3 protein-coding genes are annotated in these 2744 nt (G+C 61.4%); 2 read left to right on the top strand and 1 reads right to left on the bottom strand.

Annotated features, from left to right (window positions below; translation table 11 throughout):
- A partial coding sequence (locus HMPREF2791_RS05760; RefSeq protein WP_246825463.1) for a glyceraldehyde-3-phosphate dehydrogenase occupies window positions 1–1444 on the top strand: 1444 nt, incomplete at its 5' end.
- Window positions 1445–1452: 8 nt separating this feature from the next.
- Here HMPREF2791_RS05760 and HMPREF2791_RS05755 read toward each other — a convergent pair.
- Window positions 1453–2295, bottom strand: coding sequence for an HtaA domain-containing protein (locus HMPREF2791_RS05755; protein ID WP_167617571.1), 843 nt, complete (start codon window positions 2293–2295; stop codon window positions 1453–1455).
- Window positions 2296–2429: 134 nt separating this feature from the next.
- Between HMPREF2791_RS05755 and HMPREF2791_RS05750 the strand changes: the two genes are divergently transcribed.
- The coding region (locus tag HMPREF2791_RS05750) for an HtaA domain-containing protein (protein ID WP_210400160.1) at window positions 2430–2744 on the top strand (315 nt) is incomplete at its 3' end.

The following is a 2744-nucleotide window of genomic DNA, read 5'->3' as shown; positions in this document are numbered from 1 at the left end:
AACCACAAACCCCCGCGACGACTGGAACCATAAGCTCACCCTCGCCCAGGAGATGCTGCCGCTGATCAGTCGCCTGCACCGCGAACACAACGCGGTCACCTCGGTTTACGGTCGCCTGCTGGTGGGTGTGACTGACATCGAGATCATCAAGGCACACCGCTACGCGCGTCGTATCGATGAAAAGGAGCTCCCGCTCGACGAGACACTCCCGATCCTGCGCGAGCTGGTGGAGATGGATCTCGGCACCGCTTCGATCGACCTTGGCCGCCTGGCAAAGGAGTTCAAGCACTCCGACGAGAAGGATCTGCGTGCCTTCCTCGAGGCGCAGCTCGCTGACGTCATCGGCACCTCCTCCGAGCTCGATGCACGCGACGTCGTGCTCTACGGCTTCGGCCGCATCGGTCGCCTGCTCGCCCGCATCCTGATTGCCCGCGAGGCAATGTACGGCGGCGTGCGCCTGCGTGCGGTGGTGGTGCGCAAGAAGGGTGACATCGACATCATCAAGCGCGCATCCCTGCTGCGCCGCGACTCCATCCACGGCCCGTTCAACGGCACGATCACCGTTGATGAGGAGAAGGAAATCATCTGGGCCAACGGCACCCCGATCCAGATGATCTACGCCAACGACCCGGCCGAGATTGATTACACGGCGTACGGCATTAACAACGCCATCGTCGTCGATAACACTGGCGTGTGGCGCGACCGCGAGGGCCTGTCCCAGCACCTGCAGTCCAAGGGTGTGGACCGCGTGCTGCTTACCGCGCCGGGCAAGGGCGACATCCCGAACATTGTCTACGGCATCAACCAGGACATGATCGGCGAGGAGCGCATCCTGTCCGCCGCGTCCTGCACCACCAACGGCATCACCCCGGTGCTGAAGGTGATCAACGACCGCTACGGCGTCAAGCATGGTCACGTGGAGACCGTCCACGCGTACACCAACGACCAGAACCTGGCCGACAACTTCCACAAGGGTGACCGTCGTGGGCGTGCTGCTGGCCTGAACATGGTGCTCACCGAGACTGGTGCTGCGAAGGCCGTGTCCAAGGCGCTGCCCGAGTTTGAGGGCAAGCTCACCGGCAACGCGATCCGCGTGCCCACCCCGGACGTGTCCATGGCAGTGCTCAACCTGGACCTGGAGAAGGAAGTGAACAAGGACGAGGTGAACACCTTCCTGCGCCGTGTGTCCACCCACTCCAACCTGCGCCAGCAGATCGACTACATCAACTCGCCGGAGGTTGTGTCCACTGACCTTCTGGGTACTACCCACGCGTCGGTTGTCGACGGCCTGGCCACCATCGCATCTGGCAACCACCTCGTGCTCTACGTCTGGTACGACAACGAGTACGGCTACTCCCACCAGGTGGTTCGCGTCGTCGAGGACATCGCGGGCGTGCGCCCGAAGGTGTACCCGGAGCGCAAGGATCCGGCTGAGATCCAGTAGCGCGCCAGCTACAGGGAAAGAGCGGGTGCAGGCGGCAGGCCTGGTATCAGGCCTGAGAACCACGCCGCGCCCGCGCCCAACAAAGCAAGCACAGCGAGCAGGGCACCAGCGATGCCGATCGTTTTCGCGTCGGCAGCCGCGCTGCCCTGCGCTTTGAACTGCTGCTCCTCAGACAGTGTCGGGGTGGGGGCCGATCCCTTGGAGTGAAACGCCAGGGTGAGGTTCAAACGACCGTCGTTAAGCGTAGTGCCCTCGTCATAGTTGAGCAGCGACGCCGCGCCACCAGCGGCGAGCGTAGGAGTCACTTCTGCTGTGTAGCCACCGCCGACGGTGGCAGTGATGGGGCGGGGGAGTGTGAACGTGGCCAAAGTGGCATCATCCGCGACCTTTCGCTCGGCTCGGGCGCCGGGAAGTCCTCCCTCGACGATGTAGTCGGCGGTGATGGCGGCGGTGGTCGACTCGGTCACGAGGATCTTGAGATCGTCGTAACGCAGATTCAGGCCCCACGTCCCGCCCTTGCCGAGACCGGCGTGGCCGTAGAAGTGCAGCGAGCCCTCCAAGTCAACGACCGTGCGATCCTGCTCAACGACGGTGCTGCGCGGGTTGACTGGGAATTCGAAGCCAGTCACCTTGCCTTTTGTGTCAGTGATTGCCTTGGTTCCTCCGGCGGTATGGATCTCGCCGCCGGCAATGCCTTGGACATAGCGTAGGAACGAGGCCTTGATGGGCCACGTGACGGTGCCGGAGGCTTCTACACCTGATCCGACGGGGGTTTCCGCGTTTGCAACGGGGGTAATCAGTGCGCTCAAAACGACTGTTGTGGCAGTGCACAGGGCGGCAGTTTTCCTCATGCTCAATAGGTTAGCCTGCATTTACTTACCATGCCCTTAATTCTGGAAAGTTTCTGGACAATACCCCCTATGGTAAGGCTTACCTCATTATGGTTAGCTTAGGCTTACCTATAGTCTATTTGGAGGGAGCTTCAATGAGGAAGAAGTTGTTTGTGAGCGCCGCTACCTTTGCGCTCGTTGCTGGGGCGGTGCCGGTGCCATCCGCGATCGCGGCTGAGGCGCTGCCAAATCTGCAAGATGCGCGCCTTGATTGGAACCTCAAGCGCAGCTTTTCCAACTACCTCACCGGCCCAATTGCACAGGGCAAGGTTGAGGTTACCGAACCAGGCGATCTGAATAACTTCGGCGGCTTCTTGGAGTACAACCCTCCGACGCAGCGTTTCCAGTCAAGCGAAGTTCCCCTGAAGTATGGCTTCAAATTCAACCCGGCCAACTCGAAGTTGGACGCC

Source organism: Corynebacterium sp. HMSC034A01 (genome assembly GCF_001838175.1).
In the GTDB taxonomy this organism is placed as follows: domain Bacteria; phylum Actinomycetota; class Actinomycetes; order Mycobacteriales; family Mycobacteriaceae; genus Corynebacterium.
Note: the sequence above shows the minus strand (reverse complement) of the source record. Positions and strands in the feature narration are given on the sequence as shown.

Bases quoted from the DNA above. Each gene is read 5' to 3' on its own strand.
- HMPREF2791_RS05755 (WP_167617571.1), bottom strand. From the start codon at position 2,295: ATGAGGAAAACTGCCGCCCTGTGCACTGCCACAACAGTCGTTTTGAGC.